We start from the raw sequence: 22144 nt of genomic DNA on the forward strand, positions 1-22144 counted from the left end.
ATCTATAAAAATTTTTTATAATTGAATAAAATTTTCTAATATCTTATGTCCGACATAAGAAGATTTTTCAGGATGAAATTGCACAGCATAAAAATTTTTTTTTTGTAATGCAGCACTATAATTAACTATATATTCTGTTTTTGCTATTGTATGTATTCCTAATGGAATATAATATCCATGTACAAAATATTGATAACTACCATTAGATATGTTTTTAAATAACGGACCACTTAGATCAGAAATAGTATTCCAACCCATTTTAGGAATTTTATATTTTTTTGATTTAAATTTTTTAACTAAATAATTGAAAATTCCTATACATTCAGTATTACTTTCTTCTGAAAACTTGCATAATAATTGCATTCCTAAACATATCCCTAATACAGGTTGTTTCAAATTAAATATTATATCATTTAATTTATTTTTTTTTAAATATTTCATTGCAAAACCAGCTTCTCCAACACCTGGTAAAATTACTTTATCTGCACTTTTTATATGTTCTTCATAATTTGAAACTTCGGCATTTACCCCAATTCTTTCCAAAGAAAATAATAATGATTGTACATTTCCAGATGGAAATTTTATAATAATAATTTTCATAAGATTTTTTTTATTCTAATACCCCCTTAGAACTAAGGATTTTATTATTGTAATTATTTTTATTAATTGCCATTTTTATAGCTCTAGCAAAACATTTAAAAATAGATTCTATTTTGTGATGTTCATTTATTCCAATTGAATGAATATGTATATTACATTTAGCAGATGAACAAAACGATTTAAAAAAATGATAAAACATTTCTGTAGGAATAGATCCAATTTTTTCTCTAAAAAATTTTACTTTCCATAATAATTGTTCTCTTCCCCCAAGATCTAAAGCCACTTTAGATAAACAGTCGTCCATTGGCAAAATATAAAAACCATAACGTTCAATTCCTCTTTTATCATTTAAACAACGACTAAAAATTTTTCCAAATGTAATTCCACTATCTTCTATAGTATGATGTTCATCTACCTGTAAATCACCTTTAACTAAAATATCTATATCCATTAAACTATGAATAGAAATTTGTTGAAGTAAATGATCAAAGAAACCAATTCCAGTATTAATATTATGTTTCCCATTTCCATATATAGTCAGTCCTATTTTAACATTAGTTTCTGATGTCTTACGTATATATATCGATTTATTTTTATTTTCTATACTTAATAAGTATTGATATATTTCTTTCCAATTATCAGTTTTTAAAGAAATTAAATTATTTAATTTACTTTTATTTAAATTATGATAATAATCTATTTCTTCTTCTGTGAAATCTTCATAATGACGATTATTTTTTCTTATCCATATAGATTTACATCCTAAATTTTTAGCTAATAAAATATCAGTTAATCTATCACCTATTACAAAAGATCTAGAAATATCATATAATGATTTATTATTTAAATATGTATTTAACATTTTAATTCCTGGTTTCCTAGTAAAAGATTTATCTTTTCTAAACGTTTTATCTATATGAACAGAAGAAAAAATAATATCCTCTGATTTTAAAACATTCAATATATGATTATGTATAGGCCAAAATTTTTCTTCTGGAAATTCATCTGTTCCTAATCCATCTTGATTAGATATCATGACTAAATCATAATTCAATTCTTTTTTTATTTTTGATAAAAAAAATATAACTCTAGGATAAAAATTTATTTTTTCAATAGAATCAATTTGATAATTTTTAGAATTTTCTTCTATAATAGTTCCGTCTCTATCGAGAAACAATATTCTTTTCATTATATTTTATATTCTAATTTTTAAGTTAAATATTGTACTTATGTATTTGATTTATTAAATATTTATTTTCTTTATGTGTTCCAATCGTAATTCTTAAACAATTACTACATAATGTAATTTTTGATCTATCTCGTACAAAAATTTTTTTATCAATCAAATAATGATATATTTTATATGAAGGACATTTAAATTTTACAAGAATAAAGTTAGTTGAACTAGGATATATTTTATTTACAAATGGAATATTATTGAGTATATTTATCATATAATCTCTTTCCGTAATTATATTTTTTATATGATAAAAAAATAAATCTTTATTTTCAAGTGCTTTAAAAGCTATTTCTTGAGATAAAGAACTAATATTATATGGATTTTTTACTTTATTCATCCAATAAATAATTTCTCTTGAAGCTATTCCGATTCCTATCCTTATGCCTGCTAATCCCCAAGCTTTAGATAAAGTTTGCAAAATAATCAAATTAGGATATTTATTAATTTCCATAGAAAAAGATTTTTCAGAAGAAAAATCTATATAAGCTTCATCTAAAACAACTATTCCAGAAAATTTTTTTATAATTTTTTTTATATCTTCTTTTTTTATGTCATTTCCTGTTGGATTATTAGGAGAACAAATAAATATAATTTTACTAAAAATATTTATATATTTTTTTAATTCAAATAAATCTAACTGGTATATTCCTCTTATAAGAGGAATTTTTATAACGTTTACTCCATGAATTTTTCCACTAACTTCGTACATCCCATATGTAGGGGGAAAAATTATAGAATGATCTTTATACGGATTTGCAAATATCCTATATATTAAATCAATAATTTCATCACTTCCATTTCCTAAAAATATATTATCAGGAGATATATTTTTTATTTTAGATATTCTTATTTTTAATTTTTCTTGCAAAGGATCTGGATATCTATTATAATAATTATTAAAGAATAAAGGTGATCCAAATGAATTTTCATTTGCATCTAATAATATAGTTTTTTTAAAATTTTTATTTTTATGTTCAGATCTAGCTGATGAATAAGGTTTTATATTTAATATATTCTTTCTTATTAAAGAGCATAAATCAAAATTTAATGATTTATTGTTCATGTTAACCTAATATTTATAGATTTTTTGTGAGCAAATAATCCTTCTTCAGAGGATAAAATATTAATATATTTTGATAAATTTTTTAATCCTTCCTTAGATATATTCTGAAATGTTATTTTTCTAACAAAACTATCTATAGATATCCCACTATAATATTTAGCATTTCCATTAGTAGGAAGTACATGATTAGTCCCAGTAGCATAATCACCCGCACTAACTGGAGAATAATTCCCTAAAAAAACAGATCCTGCATTAATTACTTTATTAAACCAAAATGAATTGGCATTCCTACAGTTAATAATTAAATGTTCTGGAGCAATTTTATTTACCAATAAAAAACATTCCTCTAATGAGGATAGAACTATTATACTACTATTTTTAATAGATTGTTTAACAATATTTTTTCTTTTATTTAAAAAAATAAATTGATTTCTTATTTTTTTTTGAACTGATTTTATCCAATCATTATTATTTATTGTAGTGATGATAATTGCATAACTTTCTGGATCATGCTCTAATTGAGATAATAAATCTGAAGCTACATAATTTGGATTTGCTGTATCATCAGCTATAATGACTAATTCTGAAGGTCCAGCTGGTAAATCTATAGATATATTTTCTTTATAACAAACAATTTCTTTTGCTTTAGTTACATAAGAATTTCCCGGACCAAATATTTTATAAACAGCTGGAATGCTTTCTGTTCCGTATGTCATAGCCGCAATTGCCTGTACCCCACCTAGTTTATAAACAGAATTTATTCCTAGATATTTTGCAGTATATAATATAGAATGATGGATATTTCCACTTTTATTTGGAGGAGTACATATAATTATATTTTTACATCCAGCTAATTTTCCAGGAATTCCTAACATTAAAACAGTAGATAAAAGAGGAGCAGTTCCCCCCGGGATATAAAAACCTATTTTTTCTATAGGTATATTTCTTCTCCAACAAAAAACACCTTCACTTGTTTCTATTTTAGATTCTTTTTGTATCTGTTTTTGATGAAAAGATTTTATATTATTATATGCAATTTTAATAGATTCTTTTAATTCATTAGAAACTTTTATTTCTGCTTCATAAAAATCTTTATCAGTTGCTTTAAATGTATGAATGTTAACATTATCATATTTTTGGGTGTATTTTTTTAAAGCTATATCTCCATTGGATTTAACATCTTTTAAAATAGAAGAAACTAAATCTTCTAATTTTGAATTTTTTTTTAGTGATCTATTATAATTAATAGAATTTAATACATTATTAAATGTAGGATTTTTACATATTTTAATCATTATATAAATTATTTATTATAATATAATTTTTTCTATTGGAAGTACTAAAATATCTTGTGCTCCAAGTGATTTTAAATTCTCTACTATTCCCCAAAAATCATTTTCATTAACTACAGAATGAACTGAACTACATTCTGAATTTGCTAATGGAAGTATTACTGGACTTTTAATCCCTGGAAGATAAGATATTATTTTTTCTAACCGTTCGTTTGGAACATTTAATAAAATATATTTATTATTTTTTGCTTGTTTAACTGCTCTAATTCGAAATAATAATTTATCCATTATTGTATTTTTTGAATTTATTAAATGTATATTAGAAGCTAATACTGCTTCAGATTGAAGTACCGTTTCAACTTCTTTTAGTCCATTCATAAATAATGTGGATCCACTACTAACTAAATCACAAATACAATCAGCCAATCCTATTCCTGGAGCAATTTCAACTGCTCCAGATATTTCGTGTATATCTGCATTAATACATCTTCTTACAAAAAATTCTTTCACTAAAAAAGGATAACTTGTCGCAATTCTTTTTCCATTTAAATCATTCATATTTTTATATATTAAAGATTTAGGTACCGCTATAGAAAGTCTACATTTTCCAAATCCTAAAGTTTCTTTTATGTTAATTTTCTTTCTTTTTTCTAACAATACATTTTTTCCAACAATCCCTATATCAGCTACTCCATCTTCTAAATACTGAGGAATATCATCGTCCCTTAAAAATAATATTTCTAAAGGAAAATTTAGTGCTGTAGTTTTTAATTTATCTATACCAATATTAATTTCAATACTGCAGTCTTTCAATAATTTAATTGAGTCTTCATAAAGACGTCCTGACTTTTGAATAGCTATTTTTAATTTATCCATATTTTAGGAAAAGAAATAACAAAAGCTTACTTTTGTAAGCTTTTTAGTTAGTTTTTTTTAGTAAAAAAAAAAATTATTGTATTGAGGCAAATATAATAACAATTTTGAATATTTTATAATTTACTAAAATAGATAACCATCTAGATAACTCTAGATATAGTAATTATTTAATAATATGAAAATTATTAGTTATAATATAAATGGAATTAGATCTGGCATACGGAAAGGATTATTCAATTGGATAAATAAAAATAATCCAGATGTTATTTGTTTTCAAGAAATTAAAGCATTCTCTGATCAAATTCAAACTGATATTTTTGAAAAATTAGGATATAATCATTATTGGCATTCTTCAAAAAGAAAAGGGTATAGTGGAGTTGGAATTATTTCTAAAGAGAAAGCATTTTATATAAAATTTGGAATGGATATTGATTCGATTGATAAAGAAGGAAGAGTATTACGTATCGATTTAAAAAATAAAAAAATATCAATAATAAATATTTATATTCCTTCTGGAAATGATATGAAAAATAGATTAAAATTTAAATTTTTTTTTATGAAAAAATTTTTTTCATATATAAAAAAAATAAAAAATAAATCAAAAAACTTAATTATTTGTGGTGATTACAATATTTGTCATAATAATATAGATATTCATGATCCAATTAAAAATCAAGGATTATCTGGATTTCTAATAGAAGAAAGACAATGGATGAGTAATTTATTAAAATTAGGATTTATAGATAGTTTTAGAAGTTATATAAAAAGTGGAAATCACTATAGTTGGTGGAGTTACCGTTATAATTCTAAAAAAAATAATAAAGGATGGAGAATTGATTATGCTATAATCAGTAAATCTTTAGAAAAAAGAATGAAAAATTCATATCTTATGCCAGATATAATTTATTCCGATCATTGTCCAGTAGTTTTAGAAATTGATTAAATAATGACCTGACTGGGGTTCGAACCCAGGACCCTTACATTAAAAGTGTAATGCTCTACCAGCTGAGCTATCAGGTCGGATATTCAAAAAAAGAATAATTTTGACAAATATACTATAAATTTTGAGTTTTTTTTTATGAAAATTACTTTAATAGGATATATGGGATGTGGAAAAACTACTATTGGGAAAATTTTATCTAAAAAATTAAAATATACATTTTATGATCTAGATCATATTATTGTTAAAACACAAAATAGTTCAATTGAAAAAATTTTTAAAGAAAAAGGGGAATTATATTTTAGAAAAATAGAAAATTTTATTTTGAAAAAAATTTTAAAATCTAAAAAAAAACGATATGTTTTATCAGTAGGAGGTGGAACTCCATGTTTTTATAATAACATTTATATGTTAAATAAACATTCAAAAACTTTTTATCTAAAAATAGATAGTTTTAATTTATTAAAAAGATTACTTTTGGAAAAAAAAAAAGACCTTTAATTGCTCTATTAAAAAAAGATGAATTATTTAAATTTATTACAAATCATCTATCAAAAAGAACCTTTTTTTATGAAAAATCTTATAAAAAAATAAATATTTCTAACAAATCTAAAGATGAAATAGCTGAAGAGATATTAGAAATATTAAAATAAAATTATGAATAATAATTTTTTCAATAAAAAAAAATTTTTTATAGATTTGAAAAATTTATTATCTGATGATAATAAAAAAAAATTAGGTATTTCTGTAAGTGGAGGATTAGATAGTATGGTCCTTTTAAATTTATTAATTGAAACATCTAATGATATAGAAGTTATTCATTGTAATTTTAACTTAAGAGGTGATGAATCCAATGAAGATGAAATCTTTGTAAAAGATTTTTGTCAAAAAAAAAATATAATATGTCATGTCAAAAAATTTAATACTGTAGAAGTGGCTAAAAAAAAAAAAATATCTATACAGATGTCTGCTAGAGAATTAAGATATAATTGGTTTAATGAATTATTAGAAAAAGAATTTTATGAATATATATTATTAGGTCATCATTTTAATGATTCTATTGAAACATTTTTTATTAATTTATTTAGAGGAACGGGAATAAAAGGATTATTAGGAATTCCAAAAAAAAATAAAAGATTTTTAAGACCACTTTCAGATTTTAGTAAAAAGAATATTTTTTTTTATGCTAAAAATAATGATATAACATGGAGAACAGATAGTAGTAATCAAAATAGTAAATATACTAGAAATAAAATTCGTAAAACTCTGCATTTTATATCAAATTATTTCCCTTTTTTTTTTAAAGGATTAAAAAAAACTATGAATTTTCTTCATGAAGAAAATGAATTAATAGAAAAAAATATTGATGAAAAAAAAAATGAAATTACTATCAATAAAAAATTTAATCCATTTTTTTGGAAAATAGATACTAAAAAAGTAAAAAATTTATATCCATTATCATTTTATTTATTTAAATTATTTTATCCATATGGATTTTATGATATTAAAAGTTTGATTAATCTTTTGTATACAAAATCCGGAAAAAAATTGATTTCAGCTAAATATAACGTTTTAAAAAATAGGAATTATTGGATAATGATTAATAATTATTCATCAATAAAGGATGAAAGAATTTTTTTTATTAAAAATTTTAACAATGTTAATCATATTAATCTTCCTATTAAGATTAAATTTGATATAATAAAAAATTATAAAAAAGAACATTTAGAATTTAATAAAAATATTTTTTTTATAGATTTTCAAAAAATTAAATTGCCTTTATTACTAAGAACTTGGAGATATGGAGATTTTTTTTATCCTTTAAACATGAATGGGAAAAAGAAAATAAGTAAATATTATAAAGATGAAAAATTCTCTATTTTAAAAAAAAATAATACTTGGATTTTTATAAACGAAAACAATCATATAATATTGGTAGGAAATAGAATGGATAATAGATTTAAAATAACAATAGAAACTAATAAAATATTAATAATTCAATTTAATTTTAATTAATAAAATTTAATAATATTTAATATCTTTTTGATGATTAAAAAAAATTTTTTTTCAATAAAAAAATCAATTCCTAAAAATGTAGGAATCTTAGCAGTTTCTAAAAATCAAGATATCTTATCTATAAGAAAATTATATCAAGTAGGACAAAGAGATTTTGGGGAAAATTTTATTCAAGAAATGGTAAAAAAATATCATCTATTACCAAAAGATATACGTTGGCACATGATTGGAAAAATCCAAAGTAATAAATTGAAATATATAATACCTTTTGTTCATTTAATTCACAGCATCCAAAAATTTAAACATATTGAAATTATTAATAAAATAGGAAATAAACATAATAAAATTATTCAATGTCTTTTACAAATACGTATTTCTAATGAAATAAATAAATCAGGAATATCAGAAGAAGATGGATATAAAATATTTGAATCTAGTAAAAATATGAAAAATATAAAAATAATTGGATTAATGGGATTAGCATCTTTTAAAGAAAAAAGTATCGTAAATAATGAATTTTTTTATTTAAAAAAAATATATGATAAGTATAAAAATAAATATCAATGTAATGTCCTTTCAATGGGAATGAGTAGAGATTTTAATCTAGCAATTCAACATGGCAGCACTATTATTAGATTAGGTAATTATCTATTTGGAAACAGAAAATAATTTATCGAATAAGTTTAATATAATTATTTATACTATTTTCTAAATCTTCTTTTTTTATGGCTTCTATAAAAGAACTTCCAATTATCCCCCCATTTGCATATTTACAAGATAAATAAAAACTATTTTTATCTTTTATTCCGAAACCGATTAATTTAGGAATATTTATAGGTAATTTTTGAATTTTTTTAAAAAATGATATTTGTTTGTTATCAAAATCATTTACTTTACCTGTAGTAGAATTTGAAGAAACTAAATATAAAAATCCATCAGAAATATTACTAATTGTTTGAATTCTAGATTTAATAGTAGATGGAGTCACTAATAGAATTAGTGGAATTGAATACTTTTTAAAAATAATTTTATATTTTTCTAAAAAAATTTTTATTGGAAGATCAGGGAATATTAATCCGGATATATTTAGTTCTTTACAAGATTTTAAAAATTTTATTTCTCCAAATTTATAAAATTGATTAAAATACCCCATTAAAATAATAGGTTTTTTAATAAAATTTTTTATTTTTTTTATTTGTGAAAATAATAAAGATATATTCATTCCATTTTTTAATGAAACTTTATTACTATTTTGTATAATAGCCCCATCTGCTAAAGGATCAGAATACGGGATCCCTATTTCTATTAAATCTACCGGTAATTTTTGTAATATTTTAATTATTTTAGGGGTACTATCAATTTCTGGAAAACCCGATGTAAAATAGATACATAGTATATTTTTCTTTTTCTTTTTAAAAAGATTATATATGCTATTATTATTCATTTAGAAATTTATTATAAATATCAATATCTTTATCTCCTCTTCCCGATAAAGTTAAAACAACTACATCATCTTTTTTAAATGAAATCTTTTTTAAAGAAGCTAATGCATGAGCCGTCTCTAATGCTGGAATTATCCCTTCTAATCTAATTAATTCAAATCCAGAATTTATAGCTTCTACATCTGTAGAATGTAAAAATTTTACTCTTTTTTTTACAAATAAATTTGCATGCATTGGACCAATACCAGGATAATCTAATCCAGGTGAAATTGAATAAGCTGGTAATACTTGACCATATTCATCTTGTAGAAGATAAGTCATGCTACCATGTAGTATCCCCATTGAACCACAAGATATAGATGCTGAATTTTTATTTGTTTTTATTCCTAAACCAGCTGCTTCTACAGCTATAAGCTTTACTGATTTATTAGTTAAAAAATGATAAAAAGATCCAGCGGCATTACTCCCTCCGCCTATACAACTAATTATATAATTAGGATATGAATGTCCATATTCTTTTAATTGAATTTCAATTTCTTTACTTATAATTGACTGAAAATCAGCTACCATTTGAGGATATGGATGAGGTCCTACAGTAGATCCAATTAAATAATAACTTTCAATATGATTAATCCAATAACGAATTGATTCATTCACTGCATCCTTAAGTGTTTTATTTCCACTATAAACAGGAATAATTTTTGCTCCAATAGCTTTCATCTTAAGTACATTAGATGATTGCCTACACATATCATTTTTTCCCATAAAAATAATACATTCTAAATTCATTAGTGCACAAGTAGTAGCTACTGCTATTCCATGTTGTCCTGCTCCTGTTTCAGCAATAATTTTTTTTTTCCCCAATTTAACAGCAAATAATCCTTGTCCTATTGTATTATTAATTTTATGTGATCCAGTATGATTTAAATCTTCTCTTTTAAAATAGATATTTGCCTGATATTTTTTAGAATATTTTTTTGAAAAAAATAATGGAGATGGTCTGCCTACATAATTTTTTAAAATTTCATTAAAAGTAATCTGAAAATATTTACTTTTAATAAAACTTTTATAATTTATTTGTAGTTCTTTTAAATTATTATATAACATTTCTGGAACAAACGACCCTCCAAATTTTCCGTAAAATCCATCATCATCAACAAAATATTTCATATTTTTTTTATTTTTTCTATAAAAGATTTTATCATTTCTTTATTTTTTTTACCGGGATATATTTCAAATTTACTGTTAATATCTATACCAAAAATTTTAGGATGATTAAATTCTTTTATTTTTTTTAAATCTTTACTACTAATGCCACCACTCAAAAAAAATGGAATATCAAAATTATACTTTTTAAGTATATTCCAACAAAATTTTTTTCCACTACCACCATTATTATCAAATAAAAAATAAGAACAAAAAGGAATATAACTTGATAAAGTTTTCATTATAAATGAATTATTTATTTTAAAACTTTTAATGATTCTGAATCCTTTATCAAATAATTTTTTACAAAAAAATGGACTTTCATTTCCATGTAATTGGATAAAATCTAATTTGTTATTATAACTTATATTCATAATATTTTCAATGGTTTCATTAACAAAAATTCCAGTTTTAAAAATTTCTTTTTTTAATTTTGGAATTATAAAATTCTTGCTAAAGAATCTTGGAGATTTTGAATAAAAAATAAATCCTAGAAAATCAGGATTTAAATCGGATATTTCTACTATATCATATTTTAATCCACATATTTTAATTTTAAGAGATTTATTGTATTTCATTTTGATAAAATCTTTCTAATGAATTCATAAAAATTTTACACATTTTTCCTGGATTTTTATGTTTCATAAAATATTCTCCAATTAAAAAACCTTTAAATCCTACTTTTTTATATTTAAAAATATTTTCTACATTATTTATTCCACTTTCTGCAATTTTTATATAACTATTAGGAATTTTTGAATATAATTCTAGACAATTATTTTCATTTACTATAAAAGATTTTAAATTACGATTATTAATTCCTATTAAATCTATATCATCGGTGATTTTTTCTATTTCGTTTTCATTATGAATTTCTAATATTACTTCTAATCCAATAGATTTTGCAATTTTAGATAAATTTTTTATTTCTTTTAAAGAAAGAATATTTGCTATTAATAAAATAGCATCAGATCCTATAGATTTAGATTCAATAACTTGATATTCATCAATAATAAAATCTTTTCTTAAAATAGGAATAGAAATTAAATATCGTGATTTTTTTATATTTTCATTAGATCCTAAAAAATGATAATCTGTTAAAATAGATATTCCACTTACTTTTGCAGCTTCATATCCTTTTATTACTTCTTCTAATGAAGAATTTGAATTTATAATTCCCTTAGATGGAGATTTTAATTTAAATTCAGCAATAATTCCATACTTACTATTTTCTATATTTTTTTTTAATGATAGTATATCTCTTCTAAAAAAAGAACTATTTTCTAATTTTTTTATAGATATAGAATTTTTTTTTTTTTTTATTTCTTTTTTTTTTTTATGAACTATTTTTTCAATAATATTTATCATAAACTTAATAAGTTTCTAAGAATTTTTTTAGCATTTCCACTTTCTAAAGAATATTTTGCTTTACTATAATTAGTATCAAAATCATTAGAATTTAATAAATTCAATGCAAATGTGGCATTTATCAAAACTACTTCCGTTTGAGTAACGGTTCCTTCACCAGATAAAATATTTATAAAAATTTTAATATTTTCTTTTATATTTTTTCCTCCTATTAAATCATTTGGATTGATTATTATTTTATTCTTATTCAATTCTTCTATATAATAATATCTTTCATTTTGTTTAGTATAACATTTTACATGACTGGTCAGTGTTATCTCATCATATCCATCTAAACTATGAATAATAGCATAATTATTTTCTATATTTTGATATAAATAATTATACATTCTTGCTAATTCTAAACTATTAACTCCTAATAGTAAATTTTTAATATTGGCTGGATTTAATAATGGACCAAGAGCATTAAAAATCGTCCTAGTTCCAAATTTTTTTCTATTAATAGATATTTTATTTAAAATAGGATGAAACATAGGTGCATGTAAATAACAAAATCCTACTTTATTTAATTGATTTTTTAATTCTTCTTCTTTATTCGTAAAATTATATCCTAATTCTTCAAATATATTGGATGATCCAGTTATAGATGACGAACTGAAATTACCATGTTTTATTACTTTTTCTCCAGCTCCTGCTACAATAAAACTGGCAATCGTAGAAATATTAAATGTATTTTTTTGATCTCCACCAGTTCCAACAATATCAATTGCATTAAATTCTTTTAGATTAACTTTAATAGATAAATCATTCATAGCTTGATAAAAACCTAATAATTCTTCTATTGTTGGATTTCTCATATTATAAATTGAAGCTATTGCAATTATTTGAACATCATTGATTTTTCCTTTTGAAATATCTATTATTAATTTTTTAGCTTCATTTTTTGTTAAAGTTTCTTCTAAAAAAAGACGTTCTAACACTCTATTCATTTTTATTTAACCAATTACATATTATTTTTTCTCCATATGGTGTTAAAATCGATTCTGGATGAAATTGTACGCCACGTACATCATAAATTTTATGGCGTAAAGCCATAATTTCTCCATTATTTCCGATAGCTGTTATTTGAAGCTCTTTTGGAAAATTATATGGAGAAATTATCCAAGAATGATAACGTCCTACTTGAATTTTATTCGGAATTTTTTTAAATATTATTTCTTTTGGATCTACAATTTTTATAAAACTAGATATCCCATGATAAACCTTTTTAGTATTAAGTAGAGTCGCTCCAAACACCTCCCCTATAGCTTGTTGTCCTAGACAAACTCCAAAAATACTTTTAGTAGAAGCAAAATTCTTAATTAAAGGTTTTAAAATATTAGCTTCATTAGGAATACCTGGTCCTGGAGATAATATAATTTTATTATATTTTTCTATATCTGCAAGATCAATTTCATTATTTCTACATACTTGAACAAAATTTTTAGTGTATTTTTTTACAGTATATACAAGATTATAGGTAAAAGAATCATAATTATCTAAAATTAATATTTTATTCATCATATATTTTTAGCTAAATCTATAGATTTAAATAATGCCATTAATTTATTATCTACTTCTTCTAATTCTTTTCTTTCTTTTGAATTTGAAACTATTCCTGCACCTGCTTGAAAAAAAAGAGTATTATTTTTACTAATAAAAGATCTAATTATAATAGCAGTATTTAGAAATGAATTATTTATTCCAAATAAACCTATAGCCCCTCCGTATACTCCTCTATTTTGATTTTCTATTTTATCAATTAATTCCATTGCTTTATATTTAGGAGCACCTGAAAGTGTACCAGATGGAAATGTATCTGTAAATATTTTTATAATGGATATATTTTTATCTATTTCTCCAGAAACTTGAGAAACCATATGCAAAACATGAGAAAATTTTTGAATTTTTTTTAAAAAATCTACTTTTACATTAGAAGAATTTTTACTTAAATCATTTCTAGCTAAATCTACTAACATAACATGTTCAGCATTTTCTTTGGGATCTTTACTAAGATTTTGAGATAATTGATCATTATTACTTTCATTTGATCTTTTAATTGTACCTGCTATAGGATTTATATAAGCAATATTATTATATATAACTAATTGTGATTCTGGAGAAGATCCGAATATTTTATAGTATCCATAATCAAAATAAAAAAGATAAGGAGAGGGATTAATAAATCGTAAAGCTCTATAAACATTAAATTCATCTCCTTTAAATTTTTGTTGAAACTGACGAGATAATACTATTTGGAAAACATTCCCTCTTAAACACGCATTTATTCCTTTCGATACCATTCTTATATATTCATTATCTGTAAGATTAGAAGTTATATAGTCTACAGTACTAAATGGAAAAAAATGAAAATTCCTTTTTTCTATCAATTTAACTAATTGATCTATGTAAGTTTTTTCTTCAGTATTTTGAAATTGGTGTTCAACTATATAAAGTTCATTATAGGAATGATTAAATATTACCAAATTCTTATAAAAACCTAATCTTATTTTAGGTAAATCATGAAATTTTTTTATTGGAACATAAAATTTTATTTTTTCAAAATATTGAATGCTATCATACGATATATATCCATATAAACCAATATAATAATTGATAAAATCATTACTAAATTCACATTTATTTTGAAAATTTTCAAAATAATTTTGTATTATATTATTAACATTAAATTTATCATTTATAAAAATATGTTTAGTAACGTTATTCGGATATGATATTTTCAATACATCTTGTTCCAAAATCAATTCAGATATTGGATTAATACAAATAATAGAGGAATTTTCTTGTGGACTATTAAATTTTTTGTTGTTATTGTAATAATAGCAACTAGAAAATTCTAATAATAATGTATTTGGAAATACATCTCTCAACTTTAAATATAATTCTACTGGTGTAGTACTATCACTCAGTATTTTTTTCTGAATAGTTTTAAAATTAAATTTCAACATTATATTGTTGCATTTTTTCATTAAAATAAATAATGATGACAACAAAAACTGATTTTGTTTTGTATAATCAAAGATTATTTATATTTATTTTAGTTGAATAATATTCTAGATTAGATTGATAGATTTATTTTCAATTTAATTTTCATTAAAATGTTTTCTATTTTCTAAATAAATAGTTAAAAAACATTAACTAAATATATATATAAACTATATAATTTTTGTTAAATTAATTACATTTACCTTATTTAATTATATGCAAATATATAAAACAAATATACAAATTTTTTATCTCATTTAATTTAATAAAATTACTTAATTATTAAGTTGTAAAAATTTATTTCAATTATTGAATTTTTTTCATAAAAAAATTATTAAATTATATTTGTTTTCAAGTTACTTACAATGAATCCTAATAATTTAAAATATAGTAAAAATCATGAATGGGTAGGTATCATTAATATTCATAAAATTGATGATAATAAAAAAATAGAAGCTTATGTAGGAGTTAGTTTATTTGCTCAAAAAGAATTAGGCGATATTATTTTTATTGATATTGAAAAATCAATTGTCAAAAAAAACATGAAAGAAGGAGAAATTTTTGGAACAATAGAAGCAGTAAAAACTGTTTCGGATTTATTTATTCCTATTTCTTGTACCATACTTGATATCAATAAAAAAACTTTATCTAATCCAGAATTAATTAATAAAAATCCATATGAAAATTGGATTATAAAAATACAAATTAAAAATATTGATGAATATAATACATTAATGTCCTTAATAGAATATGAAAAATATTTGAAAATATAATTATGGAATCATTTTTTTAATATTGATTTATCAAATCATGAAATGAAATATGAAAAAAAATATATCTTATGATTTTCTAGATGAAAAAAAAATTTTTGAAAAAATAGTTGATTTTCATCACAAAGAAATTACTAAAGTACATTTTTTAATTCCTTCTATTCATTGTAGTTCTTGTGTATTAATTTTAGAAAAATTACCAACTATTCATAAAGGTATTTTAAATTCTAATGTAGATATTATTAATAAAACAATTTGGATAACAATAAATAATGTTGAATTAAAATTAAGTGATTTAGCAAAACTTTTAGAAAAAATAGGATATCCACCTTCTATTGATTTAGGATCATTTGAATTTATTCAATCAAAAAAAAAAACAATTATTAATAATAGAAAATTATTAGGAAAATTAGCAATTTCTTTCTTCTGTTTTGGTAATATTATGATATTAGCAATTCCAGAATATTTAGGAGCTATTAATGATCCATGGTATATTAATAATCATTATTTTTTTCGTTATATTATGCTAATTTTAGCTTTACCTATCGCATTATTATCTATTACAGAATATTTAAAATGTGCAATAGAAGGAATTAAAAGAAATATTATCAATATAGATTTATCTATTTTTATTGGAATTACCGTACTTTTTTTATGGAGTATTTATGAAATTATTTATGATATTGGACCAGGTTATTTTGATAGTTTAGCTAGTTTTTATTTATTTATATTAATAAGCAAAATATTTCAGATTCATACACATAAAAAAATTTTTTCTTTTAATAAAAATTATAAATATTTCTATCCTATATTAATTACTAAAATTTTTCAAAAAAAAGAAAAAAAAGTATTTTTATCCTCTTTAAAAGAAGGAGATGTAATTTTAATCCGAAATGAAGAAATAATTCCTGTTGATTCATTATTAATTAAAGGAAAAGCAATATTAGATTCTAGTTTTATTACAGGTGAATCCTATTTAATAAATAAAAAAATAGGAGATAAAATTTATGCTGGATCCAAACAAAAAGGTAGTGCCATTTACTTAAAAGTTATCAAAAATGTAGATCATAGTTATTTAAGTATGTTATGGAAATCCAGTAAAAAAAATAGAAACCAAAAAAAATTTTACTTAGAATCCATTACTAATACTTTTAGCAAATATTTCATTCCATTTGTTATTTTTATTTCCATAATAAATGGATTTTATTGGTTTTTTCAAAAAAATTTTTATAAAATATTTCAAACTATATTTTCAATTTTGATTATTACTTGCCCTTGTGCATTAATTCTATCATCTCCATTAATATTTGGAAATATTATAAAATTTTTTTCTAAAAAAGGATTTTATATAAAAGATATATTTATCATGGAAAAAATTTCTTCTATGAATACATTAGTTTTTGACAAAACTGGAACTTTAACAGATCCTAATAAAGAAATAATTAATTTTAATGGAAAAATTAATTTTGAAGAAAAAAAAATGATTGCATCTTTATTAAATAATTCTTCTCATCCATTAAGTCAAAAAATTTTATCTAAACTAAACATAAATAAATTTTATTCTGTAAAAAAATTTAAAGAGATTTTAGGCAAAGGATTAGAATGTACAATTAATAATATACCTATCAAAATAGGTTCTCCTAAATATTTAGGATTATCTAATCTAGATAACCAAACATTAGTAGCTATTTCCATCAATAATAAATTTATAGGATCATTTATATTTAGGAATTATTATCGTAAAGGAATAAAAAAATTATTCCATCAATTAAAAAATTATAATATAGTGATATTATCTGGAGATAATAATGAAATAGAAAGAAAATATATAAAATCAATTTTACCTAAAAAAAGTAAAATATTATTTAATCAAAATCCTAATGATAAATTAATTTATATTAAAAAATTACAAGAAAAAGGAATGAAAATAATTATGTTTGGAGATGGTATTAATGATTGTGCTGCATTAAATCAAAGTGAAATTGGAATTGCGGTTTCAGATAATCCTACTAGTTTTTTTCCTAGTTGTGATGCTTTTCTTCAATCGAATTTTTTAGATAAAATTTATTTATATTTAAAAATATCTAGAATATCTTCAATACTAGTAATGATTAATTTTACAATTAGTTTATTTTATAATAGTATAGGACTTATATTTGCAATAACTGGAAAATTAAATCCTTTAATATCTTCTATATTAATGCCAATTAGTTCTTTTTCTGTTATTATTTTTTCCATTATATCTACTAGAATAATTTCAAAAAAATTTACTTTTTAACATAACTTATGTCTATATGGATATAATAATTATAATGATATTATCCAGCATTTCATTAAGTATTTTTTTTTTAATATTTTTTTTAATTAGCATTTATTCTGGTCAATTTGATGATTTTGAAACTTCAAAAATTAGAATTTTAATGAATGATAATGATGATATAAAAAATATTGATCTTAACAAAGATATTAATAATATGAAAGTAAATAATTAGAAAAATTTAATCATTATTTTAATGAATTTTAATAAAAATATTACTTCTAATACTATTAAATTAAAAAATTATTATAATAATAGTATTGTTAAAGCTTTTTTATATGCTACAATATTTTGGGCTTTTTTAGGAATTTTAGCTGGACTTTTTGTAGCATTATTATTATTTTTTCCAAAATTACCTGAATTAACTTTTGGAAATCAATTAAAAAATACTCAAGGTATTTTTGGATTTGGAAGGTGGAGAATGATACATACTAATACTGCTATATTTGCTTTTGTAGGAAATATAATTTTTACAGGATACTATTATTCTTTACAACGTTTATTGAAAACAAGGATATTTAGTGATGTTTTGAGTTGGATCCATTTTTGGGGATGGCAATTATTTATTATTTCTACTTGGATAACTTTTTTATTAGGAATAAATACTAGCAAAGAATATGCTGAACATGAATGGCCTCTAGATATAATTTTATTATTCATATGGATTATTTATGGAGTGAATATGATTGGAAGTATTTTGAATAGAAAAGTAAAACATTTATATGTAAGTATTTGGTTTTTATTGGGGACTTGGGTGTCTGTTGCTATGCTGCATTTATTTAATAATTTAGAACTTCCTATATCGGTATTTTCTTTTAAAAGTTATTCTATATATGCTGGTGTTCAAGATGCATTAATGCAATGGTGGTATGGACATAATGCTGTGGCTTTTATTTTAACTACTCCTATATTAGGATTAATGTATTATTTTGTTCCTAAAGCTTCTAATCAGCCAATATTTTCTTATAAACTTTCTATTATTCATTTTTGGTCTCTAATATTTATTTATATATGGGCTGGTCCCCATCATTTGATGTATACTTCTTTACCAAATTGGGCACAAATGTTAGGTACAATATTTTCAATTATGTTAATTGCTCCTTCTTGGGGTGGTATGTTAAATGGACTTTTAACTCTAAGAAGTGCTTGGAAACAATTTTATGAAAATCCTATATTAAAATTTTTTTTAGTTGGAATTATTTGTTATGGATTAGCTACTTTTGAAGGTCCTATGTTAGCTACCAAAACTTTAAATTCAATTGCTCATTTTACTGATTGGATAATTGCTCATGTTCACTTAGGAACTCTAGGATGGAATGGTTTTATGGCTTTTGGAGTTATTTATTGGATAACTCAAAAATTATGGAATACAAAATTATATTCTAAATTGTTAGTAAATATACATTTTTGGTTAGGTATTGTAGGTTTAATATTATACATATTTCCTATGTATTTTAGTTCAATTTTGCAATCTTCAATGTGGAAAGAGTTTAATCCTGATGGAACTTTAAAATACAAAAATTTTTTAGATTCTGTTATATCCATTATTCCTTTTTATAGAGCAAGATTTTTAGGTGGTGCTATTTATCTATTAGGGTTTATTGTAATGGTTTATAATATTTTTATAACTATAAAACATGGTTCATTTATAAATAATGAAAGATTCTTTTATAAGAATTACTATAAAACGGAAGAAAAAATAGATAATTTTCATAATTGGTTGGAAAAAAAACCTATACAAATGACAATATTATCTTTTTTAGCAGTAGCTATTGGAGGATTAATTGAAATTATTCCAACTATAGTAATAAAATCTAATGTTCCTACCATTCATAATGTAAAACCTTATACAGCACTTGAATTAGAAGGTAGAGATCTATTCGTTAGAGAAGGTTGTAATTCTTGTCATAGTGCACAAGTACGTCCATTTAGAGATGAGGTAGTACGTTACGGAGAATATTCTAAAGCTGGAGAATTTGTATATGATCATCCATTTTTATGGGGATCTAAGAGGACTGGTCCAGATTTAGCTAGAGAAGGAGGAAAAAATCCTAGTTCTTGGCATTACAACCATTTATATAATCCAAGATCTACTTCTTCAGGGTCTATAATGCCAGCATATCCATGGCTAATATATAATAAATTAGACAAATCGAATACATATAATAAAATAAAATCTATGATTAGATTAGGTGTTCCGTATAACCCTAAGTATTTAAAAAAATATAATGAAGATATGGATATACAATCACATAAAATTGTATCAGAAATTTATAAAGAATTTCCTAATATAAAAATAGAAATACTTCAACAAGAAAAAATAGAAAAAGAAGATTTCATTCCTTTGGAGGATAGGGAAATTATAGCAGTAATAGCTTATTTACAAAGAATAGGTACAGATATAAAATCATAAAAATAATGAGTTTTTTCAAAAATTATTTTATAGGCGAAAGGAATATAGGTATTTTTCAATCAATTATGTTAATAATATTTTTTTTAAGTTTTTCTTTTATTTTATTTTTTATTTTTTCTAAACCAAAAAAATATTATGACAATAATAAAGTAATGCCAATCGATGATAAAGAAAACGACTATTAATTATGAGATCTAAAATTTCTTCTTTAATTATGATACCTAGTTCTTTTTCTATCATAATATTTATGTCTTATGTTTTTTTTCAAAGTTATAATCAATTATTATATATTACCCATCCTATTACTATACTTTTCTTTTTTATAATAGTAATATTGTTAATAATTTTAGAATTCATTAATAATTTAATCTTTAAGAAAAAAATAGAATCTATTCCAGAAAAAACAAGAAAAAATATACTTGATAAAAATGATGGTAATTATTTTTATAGTATTTATAGATTTATATTTCATGATCCAAAAAAATACAATGATAAAATAAAAAAAATAGATCATGGATTCGATGGTATTTTAGAATTAGATAATGATATACCAATATGGTGGTTACATTTATTTTATATTACTATTGCTATTTCAATAATTTATTTTTTTTCTTTTATTTTTTTAGATTATTCTAATCCTTATAGAGAATATAAGACAGCTTATAAAGAACAATTGAAAAAAATTGAAATTTTTGAAAAAAAAAAGCCCCAAGCATCGATAGAGAATTCTTATTTTAAAAAGGAATTAATTGAAGATGGAAAAATTCTTTTTAAAGAAAATTGTTCTACTTGTCATCAATCAGATGGAAGTGGAAATATAGGTCCAAATTTAACAGATAATTATTGGATAAATACCGTAGAAAAAGATTTATATAAAAATATATTTTCCATAATATGGAATGGTAGTGAAAAAAATCCAACTATGCGTGCTTTTGGCAAATCAGGAGAAATTAAAGGTAATGATATTGAAAAAATATCTAGTTATGTTTATTTTATAAACCAAAATTTAAAAAAACCTTTAAAACAAAAAAAACCTCAAGGAAAAGAAATTTTAGAATGGAAACATTCCAAATAATTTATTAAAAAATATTTTATTTTAGTTTATGAAAAAAAAATTACTTTGCGAAATTGTAATTTTATCTTCTATAATAATTTTCATGACTTTTATTATTTATGTTGCATTTTTTTTTCCAAATGTAAAAAGTCAATTAATTTCAAATAATTATTATGAAGAAGAAATCAAATATCAAAAAATTATAGATGAGAAAAAAAATGCATTAAAAATTTCAAAAAAAATAAATATTTTTGCTACTAATTCTGGAATTGTAATTAGGTTTCCATTTTCCAATGGAAAGGGTTTTGTTACTTTATTTAGATTCTCTTCTAAAAATTTAGATTTTACAAAATATTTTAATCTATGTAAAATGTCAGATAAAAAATTATTTATCCCAAAAAAATTTTTAGTAAAAGGATATTATAAAATTATAATTCGATGGAATGATGGTAATAAAAAAAGATATTTTATAGAAAAAGAATTATTCTGGAACTATTAGAAT

At 21.9% G+C, this 22144-nt stretch carries 22 protein-coding genes and 1 tRNA gene; 10 read left to right on the top strand and 13 right to left on the bottom strand.

The genetic code is table 11. The features are described from left to right. Positions 1-15: 15 nt before the first annotated feature. Genes hisH through hisG form a run of 5 tightly spaced genes read right to left on the bottom strand, consistent with a single transcriptional unit; the run spans position 16 to position 5071 of the window. On the bottom strand, positions 16-600 hold the full coding sequence (gene hisH, locus H0H58_RS00940; RefSeq protein ID WP_185865178.1) for an imidazole glycerol phosphate synthase subunit HisH: 585 nt from the start codon (positions 598-600) through the stop codon (positions 16-18). A gap of 10 nt (positions 601-610) precedes the next feature. Next, complete coding sequence (gene hisB, locus H0H58_RS00945; protein WP_185865179.1) at positions 611-1789, bottom strand: bifunctional histidinol-phosphatase/imidazoleglycerol-phosphate dehydratase HisB; 1179 nt, start codon at positions 1787-1789, stop codon at positions 611-613. A gap of 25 nt (positions 1790-1814) precedes the next feature. Continuing rightward, a complete protein-coding gene (gene hisC / locus H0H58_RS00950; protein ID WP_185865180.1) occupies positions 1815-2903 on the bottom strand; it encodes a histidinol-phosphate transaminase in 1089 nt (362 codons plus the stop codon). Further along, on the bottom strand, positions 2900-4198 hold the full coding sequence (gene hisD / locus H0H58_RS00955) for a histidinol dehydrogenase (protein ID WP_185865181.1): 1299 nt from the start codon (positions 4196-4198) through the stop codon (positions 2900-2902). The genes hisC and hisD overlap by 4 nt, the downstream gene beginning before the upstream one ends. Positions 4199-4213: 15 nt before the next feature. Continuing rightward, positions 4214-5071 carry an ATP phosphoribosyltransferase gene (gene hisG, locus H0H58_RS00960; protein ID WP_185865182.1) on the bottom strand — a complete coding sequence of 286 codons (858 nt, stop codon included), beginning with the start codon at positions 5069-5071 and terminating at the stop codon, positions 4214-4216. A gap of 175 nt (positions 5072-5246) precedes the next feature. Here hisG and H0H58_RS00965 point away from each other — a divergent pair, with 175 nt between their 5' ends. After that, positions 5247-6014 (top strand): exodeoxyribonuclease III, encoded by a 768-nt coding sequence (locus H0H58_RS00965; RefSeq protein WP_185865183.1) that lies wholly within the window; start codon positions 5247-5249, stop codon positions 6012-6014. A 4-nt stretch (positions 6015-6018) separates the two neighbouring features. Here the strand turns inward: H0H58_RS00965 and H0H58_RS00970 are convergent. Then, positions 6019-6091, bottom strand: a tRNA-Lys gene (locus tag H0H58_RS00970). A gap of 58 nt (positions 6092-6149) precedes the next feature. Between H0H58_RS00970 and H0H58_RS00975 the strand changes: the two genes are divergently transcribed. The 3 genes from H0H58_RS00975 (at position 6150) to H0H58_RS00985 (ending at position 8696) form a co-directional block, all read left to right on the top strand. Beyond that, a complete protein-coding gene (locus tag H0H58_RS00975) occupies positions 6150-6512 on the top strand; it encodes a shikimate kinase (RefSeq protein WP_317168433.1) in 363 nt (120 codons plus the stop codon). A gap of 156 nt (positions 6513-6668) precedes the next feature. After that, a complete protein-coding gene (tilS, locus tag H0H58_RS00980; protein WP_185865184.1) occupies positions 6669-8027 on the top strand; it encodes a tRNA lysidine(34) synthetase TilS in 1359 nt (452 codons plus the stop codon). A gap of 30 nt (positions 8028-8057) precedes the next feature. Continuing rightward, positions 8058-8696, top strand: a complete 639-nt coding sequence (locus tag H0H58_RS00985; protein ID WP_185865185.1) for a YggS family pyridoxal phosphate-dependent enzyme — start codon at positions 8058-8060, stop codon at positions 8694-8696. Position 8697: 1 nt separating this feature from the next. Here H0H58_RS00985 and trpA read toward each other — a convergent pair whose 3' ends face one another. From trpA to H0H58_RS01020, 7 genes are read right to left on the bottom strand one after another with little or no spacing between them, the layout of a single operon-like run. Next, a complete protein-coding gene (gene trpA / locus H0H58_RS00990; protein WP_185865186.1) occupies positions 8698-9471 on the bottom strand; it encodes a tryptophan synthase subunit alpha in 774 nt (257 codons plus the stop codon). Further along, entirely contained in the window at positions 9464-10639 is a 1176-nt protein-coding gene (gene trpB / locus H0H58_RS00995; RefSeq protein WP_185865187.1) for a tryptophan synthase subunit beta, read from the bottom strand. The genes trpA and trpB overlap by 8 nt, the downstream gene beginning before the upstream one ends. Continuing rightward, a complete protein-coding gene (gene trpF / locus H0H58_RS01000; protein WP_185865188.1) occupies positions 10636-11253 on the bottom strand; it encodes a phosphoribosylanthranilate isomerase in 618 nt (205 codons plus the stop codon). Before trpF ends, trpB begins: the two co-directional genes overlap by 4 nt. Then, positions 11240-12043 carry an indole-3-glycerol phosphate synthase TrpC gene (locus H0H58_RS01005; RefSeq protein WP_317168434.1) on the bottom strand — a complete coding sequence of 268 codons (804 nt, stop codon included), beginning with the start codon at positions 12041-12043 and terminating at the stop codon, positions 11240-11242. Before H0H58_RS01005 ends, trpF begins: the two co-directional genes overlap by 14 nt. Next, on the bottom strand, positions 12040-13032 hold the full coding sequence (gene trpD, locus H0H58_RS01010; RefSeq protein ID WP_185865189.1) for an anthranilate phosphoribosyltransferase: 993 nt from the start codon (positions 13030-13032) through the stop codon (positions 12040-12042). The genes H0H58_RS01005 and trpD overlap by 4 nt, the downstream gene beginning before the upstream one ends. Further along, positions 13025-13606 carry an anthranilate synthase component II gene (locus H0H58_RS01015; RefSeq protein WP_185865190.1) on the bottom strand — a complete coding sequence of 194 codons (582 nt, stop codon included), beginning with the start codon at positions 13604-13606 and terminating at the stop codon, positions 13025-13027. Before H0H58_RS01015 ends, trpD begins: the two co-directional genes overlap by 8 nt. Continuing rightward, positions 13603-15051, bottom strand: a complete 1449-nt coding sequence (locus tag H0H58_RS01020; protein WP_185865191.1) for an anthranilate synthase component I family protein — start codon at positions 15049-15051, stop codon at positions 13603-13605. Before H0H58_RS01020 ends, H0H58_RS01015 begins: the two co-directional genes overlap by 4 nt. A 402-nt stretch (positions 15052-15453) precedes the next feature. Between H0H58_RS01020 and H0H58_RS01025 the strand changes: the two genes are divergently transcribed. The 6 genes from H0H58_RS01025 (at position 15454) to H0H58_RS01050 (ending at position 22141) form a co-directional block, all read left to right on the top strand. Beyond that, positions 15454-15861 (top strand): glycine cleavage system protein H, encoded by a 408-nt coding sequence (locus tag H0H58_RS01025; RefSeq protein WP_185865192.1) that lies wholly within the window; start codon positions 15454-15456, stop codon positions 15859-15861. Between the two features lie 49 nt (positions 15862-15910). Next, complete coding sequence (locus H0H58_RS01030; protein ID WP_185865193.1) at positions 15911-18136, top strand: heavy metal translocating P-type ATPase; 2226 nt, start codon at positions 15911-15913, stop codon at positions 18134-18136. A 16-nt stretch (positions 18137-18152) separates the two neighbouring features. After that, positions 18153-18350: a cbb3-type cytochrome oxidase assembly protein CcoS gene (gene ccoS, locus H0H58_RS01035; RefSeq protein WP_185865194.1), complete on the top strand. Its 198-nt coding sequence runs from the start codon at positions 18153-18155 to the stop codon at positions 18348-18350. A 21-nt stretch (positions 18351-18371) separates the two neighbouring features. Further along, positions 18372-20588: a cytochrome-c oxidase, cbb3-type subunit II gene (gene ccoO / locus H0H58_RS01040; protein WP_238785162.1), complete on the top strand. Its 2217-nt coding sequence runs from the start codon at positions 18372-18374 to the stop codon at positions 20586-20588. Between the two features lie 187 nt (positions 20589-20775). Then, entirely contained in the window at positions 20776-21663 is an 888-nt protein-coding gene (locus H0H58_RS01045; RefSeq protein WP_185865195.1) for a cbb3-type cytochrome c oxidase N-terminal domain-containing protein, read from the top strand. Positions 21664-21691: 28 nt separating this feature from the next. Beyond that, positions 21692-22141 (top strand): FixH family protein, encoded by a 450-nt coding sequence (locus H0H58_RS01050; RefSeq protein WP_185865196.1) that lies wholly within the window; start codon positions 21692-21694, stop codon positions 22139-22141. Positions 22142-22144: the final 3 nt, after the last annotated feature.

This window comes from Blattabacterium cuenoti (assembly GCF_014251775.1).
GTDB lineage: Bacteria > Bacteroidota > Bacteroidia > Flavobacteriales > Blattabacteriaceae > Blattabacterium > Blattabacterium cuenoti_H.